General features: G+C 70.3%; 16 protein-coding genes. 11 read left to right on the forward strand and 5 right to left on the reverse strand.

Annotated features, from left to right (window positions below):
* Nucleotides 1-515, reverse strand: a 515-nt coding sequence (locus tag ACZ4SA_RS16250; protein ID WP_468274603.1) for a hypothetical protein, incomplete at its 3' end; no start/stop codon positions are given.
* A 344-nt stretch (nucleotides 516-859) separates the two neighbouring features.
* Here ACZ4SA_RS16250 and ACZ4SA_RS16255 point away from each other — a divergent pair.
* Nucleotides 860-1,447: a hypothetical protein gene (locus ACZ4SA_RS16255; RefSeq protein ID WP_468274606.1), complete on the forward strand. Its 588-nt coding sequence runs from the start codon at nucleotides 860-862 to the stop codon at nucleotides 1,445-1,447.
* A 43-nt stretch (nucleotides 1,448-1,490) separates the two neighbouring features.
* Nucleotides 1,491-3,107 carry a peptidoglycan recognition protein family protein gene (locus ACZ4SA_RS16260; protein WP_468274608.1) on the forward strand — a complete coding sequence of 539 codons (1,617 nt, stop codon included), beginning with the start codon at nucleotides 1,491-1,493 and terminating at the stop codon, nucleotides 3,105-3,107.
* A gap of 82 nt (nucleotides 3,108-3,189) precedes the next feature.
* On the opposite strand, the gene ACZ4SA_RS16265 is transcribed toward ACZ4SA_RS16260, so the two are convergent.
* Entirely contained in the window at nucleotides 3,190-3,756 is a 567-nt protein-coding gene (locus tag ACZ4SA_RS16265; RefSeq protein ID WP_468274611.1) for a hypothetical protein, read from the reverse strand.
* Nucleotides 3,757-4,180: 424 nt separating this feature from the next.
* On the reverse strand, nucleotides 4,181-5,791 hold the full coding sequence (locus ACZ4SA_RS16270; RefSeq protein ID WP_468274614.1) for a beta-N-acetylhexosaminidase: 1,611 nt from the start codon (nucleotides 5,789-5,791) through the stop codon (nucleotides 4,181-4,183).
* A gap of 194 nt (nucleotides 5,792-5,985) precedes the next feature.
* Between ACZ4SA_RS16270 and ACZ4SA_RS16275 the strand changes: the two genes are divergently transcribed.
* From ACZ4SA_RS16275 to ACZ4SA_RS16300, 6 genes are all read left to right on the forward strand, one after another.
* On the forward strand, nucleotides 5,986-6,573 hold the full coding sequence (locus tag ACZ4SA_RS16275) for a 2-oxo-4-hydroxy-4-carboxy-5-ureidoimidazoline decarboxylase (RefSeq protein WP_468274882.1): 588 nt from the start codon (nucleotides 5,986-5,988) through the stop codon (nucleotides 6,571-6,573).
* Nucleotides 6,574-6,790: 217 nt separating this feature from the next.
* Nucleotides 6,791-7,171 (forward strand): succinate dehydrogenase, cytochrome b556 subunit, encoded by a 381-nt coding sequence (sdhC, locus tag ACZ4SA_RS16280; protein ID WP_005313117.1) that lies wholly within the window; start codon nucleotides 6,791-6,793, stop codon nucleotides 7,169-7,171.
* An 8-nt stretch (nucleotides 7,172-7,179) separates the two neighbouring features.
* Nucleotides 7,180-7,653: a succinate dehydrogenase hydrophobic membrane anchor subunit gene (locus ACZ4SA_RS16285; RefSeq protein ID WP_468274616.1), complete on the forward strand. Its 474-nt coding sequence runs from the start codon at nucleotides 7,180-7,182 to the stop codon at nucleotides 7,651-7,653.
* Nucleotides 7,654-7,677: 24 nt separating this feature from the next.
* Nucleotides 7,678-9,438 (forward strand): succinate dehydrogenase flavoprotein subunit, encoded by a 1,761-nt coding sequence (sdhA, locus tag ACZ4SA_RS16290; protein ID WP_468274618.1) that lies wholly within the window; start codon nucleotides 7,678-7,680, stop codon nucleotides 9,436-9,438.
* The gene (locus tag ACZ4SA_RS16295) at nucleotides 9,438-10,196 is read left to right on the forward strand and encodes a succinate dehydrogenase iron-sulfur subunit (protein ID WP_403855161.1); all 759 of its coding nucleotides are present in this window, start codon (nucleotides 9,438-9,440) and stop codon (nucleotides 10,194-10,196) included. The genes sdhA and ACZ4SA_RS16295 overlap by 1 nt, the downstream gene beginning before the upstream one ends.
* A 208-nt stretch (nucleotides 10,197-10,404) precedes the next feature.
* Nucleotides 10,405-10,953: a hypothetical protein gene (locus ACZ4SA_RS16300; protein ID WP_403855159.1), complete on the forward strand. Its 549-nt coding sequence runs from the start codon at nucleotides 10,405-10,407 to the stop codon at nucleotides 10,951-10,953.
* Nucleotides 10,954-11,411: 458 nt separating this feature from the next.
* On the opposite strand, the gene ACZ4SA_RS16305 is transcribed toward ACZ4SA_RS16300, so the two are convergent.
* The gene (locus tag ACZ4SA_RS16305) at nucleotides 11,412-12,224 is read right to left on the reverse strand and encodes an alpha/beta fold hydrolase (protein WP_468274621.1); all 813 of its coding nucleotides are present in this window, start codon (nucleotides 12,222-12,224) and stop codon (nucleotides 11,412-11,414) included.
* A gap of 127 nt (nucleotides 12,225-12,351) precedes the next feature.
* Here ACZ4SA_RS16305 and ACZ4SA_RS16310 point away from each other — a divergent pair, with 127 nt between their 5' ends.
* From ACZ4SA_RS16310 to ACZ4SA_RS16320, 3 genes are read left to right on the forward strand one after another with little or no spacing between them, the layout of a single operon-like run.
* Nucleotides 12,352-12,795 (forward strand): hypothetical protein, encoded by a 444-nt coding sequence (locus ACZ4SA_RS16310; protein WP_468274623.1) that lies wholly within the window; start codon nucleotides 12,352-12,354, stop codon nucleotides 12,793-12,795.
* Nucleotides 12,796-12,800: 5 nt separating this feature from the next.
* A complete protein-coding gene (locus ACZ4SA_RS16315) occupies nucleotides 12,801-13,229 on the forward strand; it encodes a thiol-disulfide oxidoreductase DCC family protein (RefSeq protein WP_468274625.1) in 429 nt (142 codons plus the stop codon).
* A gap of 11 nt (nucleotides 13,230-13,240) precedes the next feature.
* Entirely contained in the window at nucleotides 13,241-13,963 is a 723-nt protein-coding gene (locus tag ACZ4SA_RS16320; RefSeq protein WP_468274628.1) for a TetR/AcrR family transcriptional regulator, read from the forward strand.
* Between the two features lie 38 nt (nucleotides 13,964-14,001).
* On the opposite strand, the gene ACZ4SA_RS16325 is transcribed toward ACZ4SA_RS16320, so the two are convergent.
* Nucleotides 14,002-15,633 carry a metallophosphoesterase gene (locus tag ACZ4SA_RS16325; RefSeq protein WP_468274630.1) on the reverse strand — a complete coding sequence of 544 codons (1,632 nt, stop codon included), beginning with the start codon at nucleotides 15,631-15,633 and terminating at the stop codon, nucleotides 14,002-14,004.
* Nucleotides 15,634-15,638: the final 5 nt, after the last annotated feature.

The raw sequence follows: 15,638 nt of genomic DNA on the forward strand, positions 1-15,638 counted from the left end.
GACCGGTCGCCGTCGGCCGTCTCGAAACGCAGCAGCCGGTCCGGGTCGGAACCGAACCAGCTGCGGCCTGTGTTCGCCGTGTTGGCGAAGTCGAAGCCCTTGGCCTTGACCGCCGTGACCCGGGGGTCAATGGTCTTCCAGGACTTGGAGGCCGGGTCCTGGTACGAGGTCGGCGCGGCCGACAGTTCGGCCTCGACCCGGCCGTCGGAGAGCTGCCAGAAGCGCGCTGAGGGTGTCCGGCGGGAGGTCAGTTCCTTGACCCGCTTCGCCTTCGGATCATTCTTTCCCTTGGCGATCTTCTGCCGGTCGGCTATTCCGCGATTTCCGTAGGAGGGTGGCTCTTTCTGTCCCTTGTCGTCATCTTCGAACCAGTCGGCGACGGTATCGACAATTCCCTTGCCGTCGTCCTTCTCGGGTTCTGATGGCGGGGCCGCATAAGCGACCTGCGGCAGTAGCGTGCCCGCCACTGCCGCGACCACCAGACAGGAGAGATATCTCCTGTATGGCACCTTCACGTCATCACCTTTCGACACATCGGCGGCCGGTCCCGCCGTACGCGAAACGGGCACGCCGAACGAGCCGGATCGAGGGATTCCGACCGGCTTGGAGCATCACTGCGCCGCCGCCAGCGAACAGCGGAAGTGCCAGCTCACGGGCAGGGCAGCGGATTATTGATCACTGGAGTGACACCCCGTCAACCCCACGGACATTCAGGGCAATCGGACCCCGGAAACGGACCCACTCCACCCCTTTTGTCCGGTCGGTCGCGCGCCGCGCTCCGCGTGGTGTATAACCGCCCGGTTCGAGCACTTCGATCACTTCGACATCGATCCGACTCACCGAAAGCCGGGCCCCGTTCATGTCATCCAAGGAATCCACGGAAAGCGCAGCGCCGGAGAGGGAGTCCGACGAGACGCCGGACACGCAAACCGCGGAAGCGGAGACGACCGGACCGGAGAAGACCGGCCCGGAAACAGCCGGCACGGAAACGACGGACGAGCGAACTGCGGACACCGAGGCGGTGAACAAGAACGCGGAAAAGGGCGGCGGCCGGGCGGGAGTGGCGATCGCCGCCGTCCTGCTGCTCGCCTGCGGCGGCCTCGTCGGCTACGGCGTGCTCAACACCGAGGACGAGCCGAAGTCCCCCACCACGCCGGCCGCCGAGGTGACGTACGAGGTCACCGGCGAGGGCCCGGTCGAGATCTCCTACCTCGCCCGCAGTGAGGACGGCGCGGCGACCGTCGTCCGGGACGCCGAACTCCCGTGGAAGAAGACGGTCCAGGTGCCGCTGGGCAAGGCGCCGACCGTGGCCATCGTCCTGGGCGAGAAGGGCGGCCAGGCCGCCTGCACGCTCGCCATCCGCGGCAAGCACGTCCAGCGCGCCACGGCCATGGGCGAGTTCGGCCGCGCCACCTGCACGGGCGAGCTGCCCGCCACCGACAACTGATCAACGCGCACAGCACGCGCGTACAAGGTTCACGAGGGATGGCATGGCTCCGAGAGGGACCCGCGCACGGCGGGCGAGCAAGACGAAACGCACCATCTGGCTGGCGGCGGGCGCCGTGGTCCTCGGGGCGTCCGGGGTGACGGCCGTGGCCGTCACCGGCTCCGAGGAGACCGGCGCCCCCGACAACTCCCGTCCCGCGAAGGCCCACACGCTGGCGCTGGACGGCAAGGACACCAAGAAGCGGGAGCTGCCGCGTACCGAGACGCAGCTCTTCTCGCTCGTCGGTGTCTCCTGGGACGACAGCGCCGACGACTTCGAGGGCACCGCGCAGATACGCACCCGCAGCGCGGACGACGGCACCTGGACCGACTGGCACGACCTCGACTTCGACATCCGGGCACCGGAGTCGGACGAGGGCGACACGTCGGGCGTCCGCGGGGCGTCCGAACCGCTGTGGGTCGGGCCGTCGGACGCCGTCGAGGCCCGTGTGGTGGCCGACGGCAAGGAGACCGCGGTGCCGAAGGCGCTGCGTCTCGACATGATCGACCCGGGCGAGACGGCGGGCGGCAAGGGACAGGGCAAGGGGAACGGGAACGGCAAGCAGTTGGCCAAGCCGAAGAAGTCGGACACCGCCGCGCCGAGCCCCTCGGCCCCCGGCGGGGAGACCTCGCCGAGCACGGCCCCCGAGCCGACCGCGTCAGCCTCCGGGCCGGCGGAGGAACCGGCCACCGAGCAGCCGGCGTCTCCCACTGCCCCGGCCCCTTCCCAGGAGCCGACGCAGGAGCCGCAGGAGCCGACGGCCGAACCGAGCACACCCGCCCCGAGCGAGGAGCCGACCACCGGCCCCACCGCCGAACCGAGCCAGGAGCCGACGTCCCCGGCACCCTCCGAAGAGCCGCAGGAGCCGACGGCCGAACCGAGCACACCCGCCCCGAGCGAGGAGCCGACCACCGGCCCCACCGTTGAACCGAGCACTGACCCGACCGCCGAACCCACGACGCAGCCGAGCACCGGGCCCGCCGCGAGCCAGTCGACGGGACCGACGGCGCCGGCCGCACCGGCGATCGTCAGCCGCGCCGACTGGGGCGCGGACGAATCACTCGTCGCGGACCCGCCGGCCTATCTGGACAAGGTCGACGCGGTCTTCGTCCACCACACCGCGGGGACCAACAACTACAGCTGTGCCGACTCGCCGGCCATCGTCAGGGCGATCCTCACCTACCACGTGAAGACCAACGGCTGGAACGACGTCGGCTACAACTTCTTCGTCGACAAGTGCGGAACGGTCTTCGAGGGCCGCGCGGGCGGCGTCGACAAGCCCGTCCGCGGCGCCCACACCTACGGCTTCAACGGTTACTCGTCGGGCATCTCCGTCCTCGGCGACTACGAGAACGGCGGTACGCCCACGACCGCGGCCAAGCAGGCCGTCGCCGATGTCGCCGCCTGGAAGCTCGGCCTGCACGGTGTCGACCCCGAGGCACAGGTGACGCTCACCGCCGCGGGTGACACCGGGGTCTACAAGACCGGTGAGAAGGCCACGCTGAACACCGTCTCGGGCCACCGTGACGGCTTCGCCACGCTCTGCCCGGGCGCCACTCTCTACTCGGCGCTGCCGGAGATCCGCCGCACGGCGGGCGCGTCGGTGTACGCGGCGCACTGAACCCCCGACGGCCGTCTCCCGCCCCTGTGGTGGGGGGCGGCCGTCCGCGTACGCGCTGAAGCGGCGACGTACGGGGCGGGCCTCAGCCGGTGACGCGGGCCCGGCGTGAGACCGCGGCGCGCAGCACGCGGCGTCCCTCGGTCGACACCTCGAGCGCGTGCCGCAGGCCGTTGCCGCCCGGGGGCTCCGCGAGGATCTCCAGTATCTGGGTCTGGCGCCGCAACTCCCCCGCGACCAGCGGTCCGACACCCTCGGTCCCGGTCCCGCCCTCGCGGCAGCGCTCCAGGGTCTCGGCCACACAGTCGCCCATGTCGAAACGGCGGTGCACCTCGAGCGCGGCGACGGAGCACGCGTCGGCCCACTCGCGCAGGGACGCGGTGGCCCAGTCGGAAGGAGCGGCGCCGAGCATTTGGCGTACCAGGGCCGCGTCCTCGTCCTCGAGGGTCGTGTCCTCCATGGCCTGCCGGGCCGCGGCCAGTTGCCCCGACCATTCCTCCTCGCCGCCGGCCAGCCCCGCCCAGAGCGGGCGCAGCGCATCGTCCTCCGCCGCGAGCAGCGGCATGCAGCGGTCGAGGCACGCGAGCCCGCTCGCTGCCAGCCCTCGCTCATCCGCGTGTGCGATGAGTTCCTTCAGGCTCTTGGAGGTCATACGGACGCCTTCCGTCGCGGACGAAGTACTTGCCCTTGTACCTGTTTCTACTGCGTCGGATGGCTCGATTGCGTCACTCCGTGGCCGGAATGTTACCGTCGGCTCCGGCCTCAGGGCTGGAGCCGACGGTCAGACCGCGGTGGGCAGCGGCGCTGCCGGCGCCGCACCCGCTCTGCCGACGTACACGGCCCACCACACGTTCACCAGGGTGCCGCGCTCATGGTCGTCCCCCGCGTACGGGTCGGTGCGGCTCGCGGCCCACGTCTCGACGGCGACACGGCGCGGAATCCAGAGGCAACCCCCGGACAGAGACAGAGATCGGCGCCGCCCCCAGCGGCCCGACATGGGAACGCGGCCGCACGCCGGCGGCCGCCCGCGGAACATACGCCCGCGTGACGGCCACCGTCCAGCGACTTACGGCAGGTCAGGAAGCACCTGGGCCCGTGACCTCGTCCGCCAGCTGCTCGAACGACTGCCAGCTCCGCTCCGGCTGCCGCGGGTCCCACAGCTTCTGCGCCGTCGCCTGGAGCGGGCGCTGGATGCCCGCCGCGACCTGGTCCTGGGTCTGGGAGTTCGCCAGGTCGCTCCAGACGGCGAAGCGGCCGCCCAGGATCTGGGCCGAGTACTTCTCCGGCACCGCCGTCGTGCCGCGCAGCACCATCGGCGTCCACTGCTCGTAGATGCGGCGGCCCGTCGGGTAGGTGAACTGGTTGGGCTCGCCGAGCACGTAGTAGAGGAACTCGTCGTTGAGGTTCACCACCCGCCGGCCTTCGGCCAGGTACTCCTCCGGCGGGCGGGCGCCGATCTCCTTGCCGGTCCAGTACTCGACCTCGATGCCCTTGTCGGCGTTGACCACCCCGCCGCTGAAGAACCCGTCGTTCCACGCCTTGGGTGTCTTCTTCGCGTCACGGACGACCGCGGCGCGGTCGTTCAGCCAGCCCTCCGCCAGATCCTGGATCGTGGCGTTGGCGCCGTACTTCTCGCGGGCGGCCTGGGCGAGCTGCGGATAGGAGGCCGACGGGTTGCTCACCGTGAGGGCCTGGTACTCGTCCGCCCCGACGTGGAACCACTTGCCGGGGAAGAGCGCCGCGTACTCGCGCAGCAGGTCGTCGACGATGCGCGCGGAGTCGGGCTTGGAGATGTCGACGGCGCCCTGACGCGGCACGCCCTGGGTGTTGCGCAGCTGGAGCTGGGGATACGCCCGCATGACCGCCCCCAGGTGTCCGGGCGAGTCGATCTCGCCGACGACCGTGATGTGGAGACGGTCGGCGAGCGCCAGGATCCGGCGGACCTCGTCCTTGGTGAGGTGCTGCTCGGAGACGACCTCCGGGTGCGAGTCCGACTCGATGCGGAAGCCCTGGTCGTCGGAGAAGTGCAGGCCGAGCTGGTTGAGCTTGAGGTCGGCCATCTCATGGAGCCGGTCCTCGATCCACCCGGCCGTGAAGTGCTTGCGCGCGATGTCGAGGTTCAGTCCCCGCTGGGGACGGTCCGGCCGGTCCCGTACGACGCCTTCCGGCATCGACCCGCCCGAGCGCACGGACTGCTTCAGGGTGCGGGTGCCGTAGAAGACGCCCGCCTCGTCGGGGCCGGTGATCTTCACCCGGCCGCCGCTGGTGGTGAGGGTGTACGACTCGGCGGCGCCGTCCCCGGCGAGTGCCAGCTCCACATCGCCCGCGCGGGCGGCGACGGCTCCGCGGTAGGTGAGCTTGAGCTCCTGGGCGAGCAGCCTGCCCTCGTCGGAGAGCTCTTCGCTGCCTTTGGCCACGACGACGCCGCTGTCGGCCGTACGGCTCCAGCCCGGTCCGCGGGCGGCCTGGTGGCTTCGTATGGAGGGGATGGTGGCGGGTGCTTCCGACAGTGCATAGCTGCGTGTCGGAGTCGGCGCCGCGGCGGCGCCGGTCGGTACCACCTGGTCCGGCGGGGCGCTGCCGGGCTCGCCGGGCCCTTCGTCGGAGCAGCCCGCGAGCGTCATCGAGAAGACGGCGGCCGAGGCGGCCATCACACCGGTGAGGCGGGCCTTTCGAGAGAGCCACATGGTCCTGATACCTCCGATAAGCGGTGAAACCCGGTACAAGCACCCCCTTCTTTGTCCATTAGGTAAGATCAAACTCTCCCGTCCGGGTGAAAATCGCGTATCCGTCGGACAGCTCCGCGTCCACATCGCTAGCTTTACGACACACCCTTACCTCCCTCACCTGCCGTCCCGCTGTCCCGTTCGAGGAGCCCCCGCTGTCCAGCGATTCCACCGCCGGCCTCCCGAAGCGACCGCCGACACTCCACCACACCCGGAGCGCTCCTGCTCCCATACCGTTCCAGCGTCGCGCGGAGTCGGGGCTCGAGCATTTCAACAGCACCCCGGCCGAAACCGCGGAAGCGATCATTCTCGCCTGCTGTGGCAGCCGCGGCTGGGCCCGGCGCGTGGTCGCACACCGCCCCTACCCCGATATCGAGGCCCTCCTCGCCGCCTGCGACGAGGCCGGATACGACCTCACACCCGCCGAGATGCACGAGGCCCTGGCCGCCGAAGCCTCCACCGGACTGCCCCCGAACGCCCCGCAGGCGGCCCACACCGCCCTCGCCGCCGCACACGCGGCATACGAGAGTCGATTCGGGCATGCGTTCGTGCTCAGCCTCGACGGATACCGGCCCGACGAGTATCTCGACCAGGTGCTGGCCGGTATCCGGAGCAGACTGTCCCACGAACCGGACGAGGAGCGAGCCGTCTCCGCCGACGAACTGCGCGCCGTCGCGCGCTCCCGACTGGCACACGCGGTGGCCAACCGTCCGGAGACCGACGTCGCGCGGGCTGCCGGCTGACTCCCTCCCGTCGGGCCGGCGGGGTGGGGCTCGGCCGGGTCGGGCTTAGCCCGTCCGAGGCTGTTTGATTGCCTGTTTGATCACACCGACGGACCCCGGGCGAACGAACCGACAACACGTCGCTACGATGGCCGGGGCCGGTGGACCGTACCCGGCCGGGCCAGACCGACACCCACAAGCCGGCAGGCCCCAATCCCCGCTCCCGGAGGGTTATTCCGTGCCGGCTGGAACGCTGTACCGCGGCCGGGAAGGAATGTGGTCCTGGGTGGCTCATCGAGTCACCGGCGTCCTCATCTTCTTCTTCCTGTTCGTACACGTGCTGGACACTGCTCTCGTCCGCGTCTCCCCCGAGGCGTACGACGAGGTTGTCGCCACCTACAAGACGCCGATCGTCGCGCTGCTCGAATACGGCCTGGTGGCCGCGATTCTCTTCCACGCGCTCAACGGCCTGCGCGTCATCGCCGTGGACTTCTGGTCCAAGGGCCCGCGCTACCAGAAGCAGATGCTCTGGTCCGTCATGGCCATCTGGTTCGTTCTGATGGTGGGCGCCCTTTACCCCGTGCTCGGCCACGCCGTCCGCGAAGTCTTCGGGAGCTGAGGCCAGAAATGTCCGCTGACACCACTTCCGCGATCGGCCCCGTCGAGGGCGCCCACTACGACGTGGACAACCCCGCCCCGTACATCGAGGCCCCGCGCAAGCGCACCAAGAAGACCCCGCGCTCGACCCGGGGCAACTTCGAGATGGCCGCATGGCTGTTCATGCGCCTCTCCGGCGTGGTTCTTGTCGTCCTGGTCATCGGCCACCTGCTGATCCAGCTGGTGCTCGACGGCGGCGTCTCCAAGATCGGCTTCGCCTTCGTCGCCGGCCGCTGGGCGTCCCCGTTCTGGCAGACCTGGGACCTGCTGATGCTGTGGCTTGCCATGCTGCACGGCGCCAACGGCCTCCGCACCGTCATCAACGACTACGCGGAGCGTCCGAACACGCGCCTGTGGCTCAAGGGCCTGCTGTACACCGCCACGGTGTTCACCATCCTTCTGGGCACGCTGGTGATCTTCACCTTCGACCCGAACATCCGCTAGGCACGGGGCTGAGGTAATCCACCCATGAAGATCCACAAGTACGACACCGTCATCGTCGGCGCCGGCGGCGCCGGTATGCGCGCCGCCATCGAGGCGACGAAGCGCAGCCGCACCGCCGTGCTGACGAAGCTCTACCCCACCCGCTCCCACACGGGCGCCGCGCAGGGCGGCATGGCCGCCGCGCTGGCCAACGTGGAGGAGGACAACTGGGAGTGGCACACCTTCGACACGGTCAAGGGCGGTGACTACCTGGTCGACCAGGACGCCGCCGAGATCCTGGCGAAGGAGGCCATCGACGCCGTCCTCGACCTGGAGAAGATGGGCCTGCCGTTCAACCGGACCCCGGACGGCACCATCGACCAGCGCCGCTTCGGCGGCCACTCCCGCAACCACGGCGAGGCCCCGGTCCGCCGGTCCTGCTACGCCGCGGACCGCACCGGCCACATGATCCTCCAGACGCTGTACCAGAACTGCGTCAAGGAGGGCGTGGAGTTCTTCAACGAGTTCTACGTCCTGGACCAGCTGATCAACGAGGACCCCGAGACTGGTCTCAAGAAGTCAGCCGGCGTGGTCGCCTACGAGCTGGCCACCGGCGAGATCCACGTCTTCCAGGCGAAGGCCGTGATCTACGCGTCCGGCGGCACCGGCAAGTTCTTCAAGGTGACCTCCAACGCGCACACCCTGACCGGTGACGGCCAGGCCGCCTGCTACCGGCGCGGTCTGCCGCTGGAGGACATGGAGTTCTTCCAGTTCCACCCGACGGGCATCTGGCGCATGGGCATCCTGCTGACGGAGGGCGCCCGCGGTGAGGGCGGCATCCTCCGCAACAAGGACGGCGAGCGCTTCATGGAGAAGTACGCGCCGGTCATGAAGGACCTCGCGTCCCGCGACGTCGTCTCGCGCTCCATCTACACGGAGATCCGCGAGGGCCGCGGCTGCGGTCCCGAGGGCGACCACGTCTTCCTGGACCTCACCCACCTTCCGCCGGAGCAGCTCGACGCCAAGCTCCCGGACATCACCGAGTTCGCGCGGACCTACCTCGGCATCGAGCCCTACACGGACCCGATCCCGATCCAGCCCACCGCGCACTACGCCATGGGCGGCATCCCGACCAACGTCGAGGGCGAGGTCCTGCGCGACAACACCACCGTCGTGCCGGGTCTGTACGCCGCCGGTGAGGTCGCGTGCGTGTCGGTGCACGGCGCCAACCGCCTGGGCACCAACTCGCTGCTCGACATCAACGTCTTCGGCAAGCGCGCCGGTATCGCCGCCGCCGAGTACTCTGCGACGTCCGACTACGTCGAGCTGCCGGAGAACCCCGCGGCGTTCGTCGCCGAGCAGGTCGAGCGGCTGCTGGGCTCCACCGGCTCCGAGCGGGTCTCCGTGCTCCGCAAGGAGCTGCAGGAGACGATGGACGCCAACGTGATGGTGTTCCGCACCGAGCAGACGATCAAGACCGCGGTCGAGAAGATCGCCGAGCTGCGCGAGCGCTACCTCAACGTGTCCGTCCAGGACAAGGGCAAGCGGTTCAACACGGACCTGCTGGAGGCCATCGAGCTGGGCAACCTGCTCGACCTGGCCGAGGTCATGGCCGTCTCCGCACTGGCCCGCAAGGAGTCCCGCGGCGGTCACTACCGCGAGGACTTCCCCAACCGCGACGACGTCAACTTCATGCGCCACACCATGGCGTACCGCGAGGTCGGCGACGACGGCTCCGAGACCGTCCGTCTCGACTACAAGCCGGTCGTCCAGACCCGCTACCAGCCGATGGAGCGTAAGTACTGATGGCTACCCCGACCCTGGAGAAGCGGGAGGCCGGCTTCGCCGACTCCCCGTACATCACCGCCACCTTCCGGATCCGCCGCTACAACCCCGAGGTGTCGGAGCACGCGGTCTGGGAGGACTTCCAGATCGAGATCGATCCCAAGGAGCGCGTCCTCGACGCCCTCCACAAGATCAAGTGGGACGTCGACGGCTCGCTCACCTTCCGCCGCTCGTGCGCGCACGGCATCTGCGGCTCCGACGCGATGCGGATCAACGGCAAGAACAGGCTCGCCTGCAAGACGCTGATCAAGGACATCAACCCGGAGAAGCCCATCACGGTCGAGGCCATAAAGGGCCTGACGGTCCTGAAGGACCTCGTGGTCGACATGGAGCCGTTCTTCCAGGCCTACCGCGACGTGATGCCGTTCCTCGTCACCAAGGGCAACGAGCCGACGCGCGAGCGTCTGCAGAGTGCCGAGGACCGCGAGCGCTTCGACGACACCACCAAGTGCATCCTGTGCGCCGCGTGCACCTCCTCGTGCCCGGTGTTCTGGAACGACGGCCAGTACTTCGGCCCGGCGGCGATCGTCAACGCGCACCGCTTCATCTTCGACTCGCGTGACGAGGCCGGGGAGCAGCGGCTCGAGATCCTCAACGACAAGGACGGCGTGTGGCGTTGCCGCACCACGTTCAACTGCACGGACGCCTGCCCGCGCGGTATCGAGGTCACCAAGGCGATCCAGGAAGTGAAGCGTGCACTGATCACGCGCCGCTTCTGACGGACCGCCTCCGACGCGCGGCTTCTGACGAGCGGCTTCTGACGAGCGGCTTCTGACGGCTCGTCATACCATCGGGGCCCGCCTCTCCCAGGGAGGCGGGCCTCTTTGTATCCGTATGGGTACGGACGTGGACTTCACCCACCGGGGCCACACCTGGCAGGATCAGGGAACGTCTGACCTGACGCAGCGGGAAAGCGGGGACGAGATCATGAGCACGCCCAATCCGTACAGGGACGGGGAGCCCGAGTACCAGTGGGGCCCCACCCAACCACCGGGCAGCACGCCCGCCTACGGCTACCCCAACCCCGCGCCGGGATACGGCTATCCGCAGGACCCCGCCCCCGGCTACGCCCAGACCCAGCCCGCCGGCGTCCCGGTGCCGTACACCGGCCCTCCCGCGCCTACGGGCGGCGCGCCGCTGGTGTCCATCGGCGACATCACGGTGATGGGCGACTCGATCGTCACCCCGGGCGGCACGCTGCCGCTCAAGGGCGCCGTGTGGAACGCGACGGACATGTCGCGCACCGAGGAGAAGATCCCGACGCACGCGATCGTGCTGGCGATCGTCTTCTTCATCTTCTGTCTGCTGGGCCTGCTCTTCCTGCTGATGAAGGAGAAGACGACCACCGGATTCATCCAGGTCACGGTGACCAGCGGCGGCAAGCACCACTCGACGATGATCCCGGCGCAGGGCCCCCAGTCGTTCCAGATGGTGATGGGTCAGATCAACTACGCGCGGTCGCTCAGCAGCATGTAGGCGGCCCGGGGCGGCTGCCTGTCAGTGCAGCCGGCCGAGGATCGTCGGATCGGTGATCTCCGTGTCCTTGGCCGGCAGCATGGCCCGGCCGTGGCTCACGGAGATCATCCGGCCGCTGCGCCCCACTGACGATCAGGCCCGACGGGGCTCGTCCTCGCCGAGGCGAAGGACGACGCCCGGTCCGACAACATCCGCTTCGACGAGGAGCGCCGCCTGCGGATCGCGGCCATGTACGGCGGAGTGCGCTGCTACGCCCCGTACGGGACCCTCATCGGCCGCGTCCTCGTGCCGGAGGCCGTCTCCGACGTCGCGTTCGGCGGGCCATAGAACAACCGCATGTTCATCACCGCAACGACGACGCCGTACCCCCTCGTCGTCCCGGTGACCGGCGCCCCGAGGATCCGCCGCGCCTGACCGGCCGCATGTCCGACGAGTCACGGGCCGGGGGACGCGATGCCCTACGAGGCGCGCGCGGCGGGGCGGGCCGGGTGGTCGGCGAGGAAGCCGGTCATCAACGCCGTGATCTCGGCAGGCCGTTCCAGACCGGGCAGATGCCCGGCCCAGGGCAGTTGCAGGTGGCGGGCGCCGGGCAGCGCGGCAGGCAGACCCGCCGCGATCCGGCGGAAGTCCTCCAGGTCGTGCGCGCCCGAGACGACGAGGCAGGGCGCCTCGATACGGGACAGGTCGGGAGCCTCCGGCGACGGCTCCGGCTCCGGCTCCGGCCCGGCAGCGGCGGCTTCGGACGCTTCGTCGGCCGCAAGTTGCACCTCGAAGGCGTGCCGCTGCATCCGCCGCACAGCCTCCCGCACCGTCTCGTCGGCCTCGGGTCCGAGCCACGTGGAGACGTTCAACTCCACCGCCCCCTCGATGTCGCCGGCTTCGTACAGTTCGTCCTCCCGCTCGCCGAAGGCGACGAGTTGCGGGCCGGGGCGGTGCCCGGGCCGGCCGGGGCAGAGCAGCAGCAGTCCCCCGACCCGCCGCGGACTGCGCGCGGCGGCCTCCAGCGCGACCCGGCCGCCGTACGACGCGCCGATCAGCGTGGCCTGCTCGATGCCGAGAGCGTCGAGGAGTTCGAGGACGTCGTCGGCGTCGTCGTAGGGGCCGGTCTCCGCGGGGGTGTCGCCGAAGCCCCGGAAGTCGCAGCGCACGACCCGGTGTCCGGCTTCCGCCAGCACCTGCCAGTGCGCGTCCCACATGCGCCGGTCGCAGACGGTCGAGTGGAGCAGGACGACATCGGGGCCCTGGCCGGTCTGATCGTAAGTGAGTGTCATGGAGCGGACTTTAGGGGCTGGGCTCCGGCGGCGCCCCCTCTTTCCCCCCGAAGCTTGAACATGTTCAAAAGTAGGTCTACAGTCATGCCCGACCAGCTTTTTGAACACGTTCAAGGGAGGGTGGGGCATGGACCTCACTGTTGTCACGTACGTCGCCTACCTGCTGATCAGCGTCGGGCTCACCGTCTGGGTCGCTCGCACCCTCACCAAGAACGGCCGGATCTTCCTCGCCGACGTGCTCAAGGGGAACGAGAAGCTCGCCGACGCGGTGAACCACCTCCTGGTGGTCGGCTTCTACCTGGTGAACCTCGGATTCGTCGCGCTCTACCTCAAGACCGCCGACGCCGTCACGGAAACCCGCGGCCTCTTCGAGGCCCTGTCGGTCAAGATCGGAGTGGTCCTGCTGGTCCTCGGCGTGATGCACCTCGGCAACGTCTACGTGCTCAACAGGATCCGCCGCCGCGGAGTGATGGAGGGTGAGCAGACCCCGCCCGTGCCGCCGCAGGGCTGGACGCCTCAGGCGGGCCCCGGCCCCTGGAGCGCACCCACCGCCGGCCCCACCGGAGCGTGAGCACGATGACCGCCCCCGCACGGCTCAAGGCCCGCACACCGGTCGCCGAATTGACCGTCCTGTACGACGCCGAGTGCTCCCTCTGCGTCCACCTCCGCAGCTGGCTGCTGCGTCAGCCCAAGCTCGTACCCCTGGACCTGGTTCCCGCCGGGTCGGCCGAGGCGCGGAGGCTCTATCCGCATCTCGACCACGCGAGGACCCGGCGGGAGATCACCGTCATCGGCGACAAGGGCCAGCTCTACACCGGTCAGGCCGCCTGGATCGTGTGCCTGTGGGCCCTGGCGGAACACCGGCCCAAGGCCCACTGGCTCGCCACCCCGGCCGGCGCCCCGTTCATCCGCGTCACGATGCTCGCGGCGGCCAAGTACCGCGAAGTCGCGGCGGGAGCGCCGTCAGGCGCTCCCTGCGACGACCGGTGCGCGGTAGCCGACTAGGCTCGGTCACCGTGACTGCAGCGAACGACCCGACCGACGCGAAGGCCCCCAAGAGCGAGCAGACCCGCACGCTCATCCTCGAGACCGCGCTCCGGCTCTTCCAGGAGCGCGGCTACGACAAGACGACGATGCGGGCCATCGCCAAGGAGGCCGGTGTCTCGGTAGGGAACGCGTACTACTACTTCGGCTCCAAGGAACATCTCGTCCAGGGCTTCTACGACCGGATCGCCGCCGAGCACCAGGCGGCGGTCCGTCCGGTCCTGGACAAGGAGACCGACCTCGAGGCACGGATGGCCGGAGTTCTGACGGCCTGGCTGGACATCGCCGCGCCGTACCACGAGTTCGCGGCGCAGTTCTTCAAGAACGCGGCTGACCCGGAGAGCCCGCTCAGCCCCTTCTCCCCGGAGTCGGAACACGCCCGGGAGGCGGCCATCGCCGTCCACCGTGAGGTGCTGGCGGGCTCGAAGTCCAAGGTGGCGGAGGAACTCCGGGAGGTCCTCCCCGAGTTGATGTGGCTCTCCCAGATGGGCCTGGTCCTGTACTGGGTCTTCGACCGGTCGGAAAACAGCGAGCGCAGCAGGCGCCTCGCTGAGCGCGGAGCCCGGCTGACCGCCCGGGGCGTGGCGCTCGCCCGATTCCGGGTACTGCGCCCGCTGGTCCGCGAGGTGCACGAGCTCTTCACGGACTTCCTGCCCGGCATGGCGGAGACCGTGGCCGCCCGCAAGAAGAGCTGACGGCGACCTGCACCTCCGCCATGATCCGCCGGACTGCACTACGCCTGGCGCGACGCCAGTTGGACGAGGGTGATGTCGGACGACGCCCCGACCCGCACCGGCGGGCCCCACGCACCCGCACCCCGGGTCACGTACAACTGGGTGTCGCCGTAGCGTTCCAGGCCGGCGACGGTGGGATTGGCCAGCTCGGCGAGGTAGTTGCCGGGCCAGAGCTGGCCACCGTGCGTGTGGCCGGACAACTGGAGGTCCACGCCCTGCTCGACGGCGTCGTGGATGACGACGGGCTGATGTGCGAGGAGCACGGCGGCGCGGGCGCGGTCGCGGTCGCCGAGCGCCTTGACGAAGTCCGGCCCGTGGCCTTCGTTCTCGCCCGCCACGTCGTCGACCCCGGCGAGGTCGAAGCCCCCGGCGATCTCGACGCGCTCGTTGCGCAGGGGACGCAGGCCCAGTTCGCGGACGTGGTCGACCCACTCGTCGGCACCGGAGAAGTACTCGTGATTGCCGGTGACGAAGAACGAGCCGTGCCGGGAGCGGAGCTGCGCGAGCGGCTCGGCCGCGGAACCGAGGTCCGCGACCGAACCGTCGACGAGGTCGCCGACGACGGCGACGAGGTCGGGCCGGGCGGCGTTGATGGAGTCGACGATGCGCTGCGTATGGGCCCGGCCGAGGACCGGCCCGAGGTGGATGTCGCTGACGACGGCGATCCGGTAACCGTGCGCGGCGCGCGGGAGCTTGGCGAGCGGAACGGTGACGCGCTTGACGCGGGGGCCTCGCAGCACGCCGTACGTGCCGTGGCCGACGGTCCCGAGCGCGGCGGCGGCAGCAGCGCCGCCGACGATCCGCGAGACGAACAGCCGCCGCGACACGCCTGCGGGGGGCTCGCCCGAAGGGGCGTCGCCGCGTGTCGGCGTGGGGGCGGCCTCGGCCGGGACGCCCGCGTCGCCGGGGGAAGCGGCAGCCCTGTCGGGGCCGGCGTGCTCGCCCGCCCCGCTCACGAGCGACGTGCCGCCCGACGGGGCGGTCGGCGCGGCCGGGTCGGAGGCCGAGTGTCCGGCACGGCCGGCGGATGCCGCCCCGGCCCCGTCAGGGGCGCTGTCGACGGCGACGGCGGAACGCACGTCGCGCGCGGCACCGCCCGACTCGGCCGGGGCGGGCGGGCCGGCGGAGGCGGTAGCCGGCGCGGCGCCGCCCGCCTCCCGCGAGACGGGGGCCCCATGGGGGCCGGCGTGCTCGCCCGCCCCGCTCACGACCGACGTGCCGCCCGACGGGGCGGTCGGCGCGGCCGGGTCGGTGCCGGACGGGTTCGAGGGCTCGCGGCCCTCGCCTCCGCGCCCCGCGGCAGCCGACGCGCGGCGGTCCAGGGCGCGGCGCAGCAGCGGGCGTACCGCCTCGCCGACCAGCAGGGCCAGGACCAGGTAGAGCAGCACCGCCAGCCACAGGTAGCCGGGCCACGCCAGCACCCGTTCCAGCCAGAACGGGGCTCCGGCACGGCCCGAAGTGAGGGCCGCGACGGACAGCAGCGGCAGCACCCAGATCGCGGCCGTACCGAGTCTGCGGGCCGTACCGCCCCGCGCGGTCGTGTCGCGGACCAGCCTCCGCCACACGTACCAATGGACCCCCGCCAGCAGGGCGACAACCAGAAGAACCACAAGCACGACAACTGCCGCCACGACCT

The organism is Streptomyces sp. NPDC027962, from assembly GCF_055566095.1.